This is a genomic window from Roseiarcus sp. (assembly GCF_052145395.1).
In the GTDB taxonomy this organism is placed as follows: Bacteria; Pseudomonadota; Alphaproteobacteria; order Rhizobiales; family Beijerinckiaceae; genus Roseiarcus.
Genome location: NZ_JBKQOT010000842.1, coordinates 1 through 4,471, shown reverse-complemented (window position 1 = coordinate 4,471; position 4,471 = coordinate 1). Strand labels below are relative to the sequence as shown.

The 4,471-nt window shown below is 65.1% G+C and carries 3 protein-coding genes and 1 pseudogene; 2 read left to right on the top strand and 2 right to left on the bottom strand.

Translation table 11 applies throughout. The features are described 5' to 3' along the window. Window positions 1-742: 742 nt before the first annotated feature. Together lepA and ACLP25_RS29330 are read right to left on the bottom strand one after the other, a co-directional pair. Window positions 743-2,548 (bottom strand): translation elongation factor 4, encoded by a 1,806-nt coding sequence (gene lepA / locus ACLP25_RS29335; RefSeq protein ID WP_442472620.1) that lies wholly within the window; start codon window positions 2,546-2,548, stop codon window positions 743-745. Between the two features lie 91 nt (window positions 2,549-2,639). Beyond that, a complete protein-coding gene (locus tag ACLP25_RS29330; RefSeq protein ID WP_442472619.1) occupies window positions 2,640-2,978 on the bottom strand; it encodes an ArsR/SmtB family transcription factor in 339 nt (112 codons plus the stop codon). A gap of 355 nt (window positions 2,979-3,333) precedes the next feature. Between ACLP25_RS29330 and ACLP25_RS29325 the strand changes: the two genes are divergently transcribed. Together ACLP25_RS29325 and ACLP25_RS29320 are read left to right on the top strand one after the other, a co-directional pair. Further along, window positions 3,334-3,897, top strand: a complete 564-nt coding sequence (locus ACLP25_RS29325; RefSeq protein ID WP_442472618.1) for a F0F1 ATP synthase subunit delta — start codon at window positions 3,334-3,336, stop codon at window positions 3,895-3,897. Continuing rightward, window positions 3,897-4,471 (top strand): annotated as a pseudogene (locus ACLP25_RS29320) (F0F1 ATP synthase subunit alpha); the annotation flags it as partial. The gene ACLP25_RS29325 and the pseudogene ACLP25_RS29320, both read left to right, overlap by 1 nt.

The following is a 4,471-nucleotide window of genomic DNA, read 5'->3' as shown; positions in this document are numbered from 1 at the left end:
CATGGCAGATCCCGTCGCGCGCTGAGAATCCGCCCCAATACCCGCAAGTCAAGGTGGGATTGAACGGATGACTGCGATATAGGGTCGCGCCCCTTTTCCCGTCCGGGAGAAGGGGCGGGGATGAGGGTTGCGGCGGCTGCGATTGGCCGCCCGCCCCTCAACCGTCCGCGCCCTCACCCCCGACCCCACTCCCGCAAGTCCGGACCCCTCTCCCGCAAGGGAGAGGGGAGTGCGCCCGATCTTGACGCGGGTCGGAAACAATGTCTTCCCGTTCTCAGAAGCTTATGTTACTCTTCTTCCGAAAGGTCGAGAGAGGCTGAGGTCGCGATGGGATGGGGTCGGCGGTTGAAGGGGGTCACAGCGCGGGTGGAGAGGGCTCGCCGGTCTGTCGGCGGCGCCACACTTCCTTGTCCGGAAGCGCGCGGCAGTGCGCCGGCCCTACAGTGGCTCGTCCTGGAGGGACGGCGTCTCGCCGTCCAGGAGCGCGGGACGCGCTCCCTCCGACAGCGCCGCTGGGGACGCGCGTCTTCCGCGCTGCGAGCAGTACACGCGCAACATTCACTGTTTTATCTAACCACCTGAGATTCCTAGACCTGCCTCATAGCCCCCGCTCATCAAATCAGGCGGAAATGCGGCAAACGGCCCTCTGGGGGCCCTGCGGGAATCAAAATGTTGAGCCTAAAGCCTTCAAATCGTTCGATGGATCGCAAAAACCCGTCACGCTGGGCGGCCTCCGCCGCGATCAGCTGTCCATCTTCAGCGCTTCGATAAACGCTTCCTGCGGGATCTCGACCTTGCCGAACTGGCGCATGCGCTTCTTGCCGGCTTTCTGCTTCTCGAGAAGCTTGCGCTTGCGGGTGGCGTCGCCGCCGTAGCATTTTGCCGTGACGTCCTTGCGCAAAGCGCGGATCGTCTCTCGCGCGATGATTTTCGCGCCGATCGCCGCCTGGACCGGGATCTGGAACATGTGCGGCGGGATCAGCTCCCTCAGCTTTTCCACCATCGCCCGGCCGCGGCTCTCGGCCCGGTCGCGGTGGACGAGCATCGAGAGCGCGTCGACCGGCTCGCCGTTGACCAGAATGGACATTTTCACCAGGTCGCCCGGGCGGTAGTCGATCAACTGGTAGTCGAAGGAGGCGTAGCCCTTGGAGATGGACTTGAGCCGGTCGTAGAAGTCGAACACCACCTCGTTCAGCGGCAGCTCGTACACGACCATGGCCCGCTTGCCTACGTAGTTGAGGTCGATCTGCGCGCCGCGCCTGTCCTGGCAGAGTTTCAGGGTCGCGCCGAGGTAGTCGTCAGGGGTCAAAATGGTCGCCTTGATCCATGGCTCCTCGATCTCGGCGATCTTGACCGGATCGGACATGTCGGCCGGGTTGTGGAGCTCGATCGTGGTGTTGTCGGTGCGCTTGATGCGGTAGATGACCGAGGGGGCGGTGGCGATCAGGTCGAGGTTGAACTCGCGCTCGAGCCGCTCCTGGATGATCTCGAGGTGGAGGAGGCCGAGGAAGCCGCAGCGGAAGCCGAAACCGAGCGCGGCAGAGGTTTCCATTTCGTAGGAAAAGCTCGCGTCGTTGAGGCGGAGCCTTCCCATCGCGGCGCGCAGGTCCTCGAAGTCGGCGGCGTCGACCGGGAAGAGGCCGCAGAACACCACCGGCTGGGCCGGCTTGAAGCCGGGCAGCGCCTCCGCCGTCGGGCGCTTGTCGTCGGTGATCGTGTCGCCCACCCTCGTGTCGGCGACCTGCTTGATCTGGGCGGTGATGTAGCCGACCTCGCCCGGGCCGAGCTGGTCCGTCTCCGTCATCTTGGGGCGGAACACCCCGATCCGGTCGACTTCGTAAGCCGCGTCCGCGCCCATCATGCGGATGCGCAGGCCCTTCTTGATGAACCCGTCGAGCACCCGGACCAGCACTACGACCCCGAGATAGGCGTCGTACCAGGAGTCGACGAGGAGGGCCTTCAGCGGCGCCGTCTCGTCGCCCTTGGGCGGCGGCAGACGGGTGACGATCGCCTCGAGCACGGCGTCGATGTTGAGGCCGGTCTTGGCCGAGATCGGCACGGCTTCAGAGGCGTCGAGGCCGATCACCTCCTCGATCTGCTCCTTGATCCGGTCCGGCTCGGCGGCCGGCAGGTCAATCTTGTTGAGCACGGGGACGATCTCATGGCCCGCGTCGAGCGCGTGATAGACATTGGCGAGGGTCTGCGCCTCGACCCCCTGGCTCGCGTCGACCACGAGCAGCGAGCCCTCGCAGGCTGCGAGCGAGCGCGACACCTCGTAGGCGAAGTCGACGTGCCCGGGCGTGTCCATCAGGTTCAGGATGTAGGTCTTGCCGTCCTTGGCCTTGTATTCGAGGCGGACGGTGTTGGCCTTGATGGTGATGCCTCGCTCGCGCTCGATGTCCATGGAATCGAGCACCTGCTCGACCATGTCGCGTTCCGCCACGGTCCCGGTCTGCTGGATCAGCCGGTCGGCGAGCGTCGACTTGCCATGGTCGATATGGGCGACGATGGCGAAGTTGCGGATATTGTCGATCGGGTGGGCGGTCATGGGCAGCGGGGATAGCAGGGAGAACGGGGGAAGGGAACGGATTTCGGCAAGGCGGAACTTCCTCCGCCAGCCGCCGTTGGCGGTCCCTGGTTCATCCTTCTTCCCTAAGCGCTTTCAGATCATTGAGCCTGTGCGTCCAGAACGCGAGCATGACGTTCAACCACGCGCCCACCTCCGTGAGCGGACGCGGATCGAGGTGGTAGACCCGCTCGCGGCCACGCTTCTGCGCGCACACGAGGCCGACGGCGCGCAACAGCGCGAGATGCTCGGATACGGCCGCACGGGCGATCGGCATCCCTTGGCCGAGCTCGGAGGCCGTTTTTGGTCCGGCGCGCAGCGCCATCAGGAGCTGTCTCCGTGCGGGATTGGCGAGCGCGCCGAACACGTCCGGCGCCCCAGCCGAACCTTCTGCTGCGTCCCGTCCCGTCATCCGAAACCGCTCCCTTTCCAGCTGGCATTCATGCCGGACTTTTCCGACATATTCCACCATCCTTCCCCCCGAACGCCGCCGCCAGAAGCCCGAAGAGAAGCCGGTCGCCAACGCCATCCGTCTGTAAGTGCGAAGCTTTTGACGTTCCACCCGACCTTCTTATCCTTTCGTTCGAGGCCTCCAATTTCGGTGCTGCGGGCGTTGCGCGCCTTGGGGGCCTATGGTACCTGACCGCCGTCTCGCGGCCGGGGGCTCCCTTGAACGCGCGGCAGGAACCTCTCAGGATCGCGCAGAAAACGTTCAGGCTATTTGGCGGACGTCGGGGCGCATCCCGTCCCGAAGGGATGATCGGACCTTGGCCGAAGACAGCGATACCGTTTCTGGCGTATCGGGGCGTTACGCGTCTGCTCTGTTCGCCCTCGCCCAGGAGCGCGTTGAGACCGCCGCTGTGGCGGACGCGCTCAATAAGCTCGACGATCTGATCGCTACGAGCCCCGATCTCGGGCGGCTTGTCCGCAGTCCGGTGTTTTCCGCGCACGATCAGATTAAGGCGCTCGACGCGATTCTCGCGCGGGACGGGATTACTGGGACCGCCGTCAACTTCGTGCGGCTCGTCACAACCAAGCGTCGGCTCTTTTTCCTCCGCCAAATGATCGCCGACTATCTCAAGCTCTACGACGCGAGCCGCGGCGTGACGCGCGCGGAAGTCACCAGCTCCTCCGCGCTCTCCGGCGAGAACCTCGCCACGCTCAAAGACCAGCTCAAGGCCGCCTCGGGTGGCCGCGACGTCCAGCTCAACGTCAAGGTTGACCCCTCGATCATCGGCGGCCTGATCGTCAAGCTTGGCTCGCGCATGGTCGACGGCTCGCTCCGCACCAAGCTCAACGCAATTCGCCTAGCCATGAAAGAGGTCGGCTGATGGACATCCGCGCCGCAGAAATTTCTTCGATTCTCAAGAGCCAGATCGCCAACTTCGGCACCGAGGCGGAAGTCACCGAAGTCGGCCAGGTCCTGAGCGTCGGCGACGGCATCGCCCGGGCCTACGGCCTCGATAAGGTCCAGGCCGGCGAGATGGTTGAGTTCGAGAACGGCGCCCGCGGCATGGCGCTGAACCTCGAGGCCGACAACGTCGGCATCGTGATCTTCGGCACGGACCGCGAGATCAAGGAAGGCCAGACGGTCAAACGCACCGGCGCGATCGTCGACGTGCCGATCGGCAAGGAGTTGCTCGGCCGCGTCGTCGACGCGCTCGGCAATCCGATCGACGGCAAGGGCCCGATCAACGCCGCCAAGCGCGCCCGCGTGGACGTCAAGGCGCCCGGCATCATTCCGCGCAAGTCGGTCAGCGAGCCGATGGCGACCGGCCTCAAGGCGATCGACGCCATGATCCCGATCGGCCGCGGCCAGCGCGAGCTGATCATCGGCGACCGCCAGACCGGCAAGACCGCCATCGCGCTCGACACCATCCTCAACCAGAAGCCGCTCAACGGCGC

Excerpts from the sequence above, each read along its gene's own strand:
- ACLP25_RS29330 (WP_442472619.1), bottom strand. The coding sequence starts at position 2,978 with ATGACGGGACGGGACGCAGCAGAAGGTTCGGCTGGGGCGCCGGACGTG.
- lepA (WP_442472620.1), bottom strand. The coding sequence starts at position 2,548 with ATGACCGCCCACCCGATCGACAATATCCGCAACTTCGCCATCGTCGCC.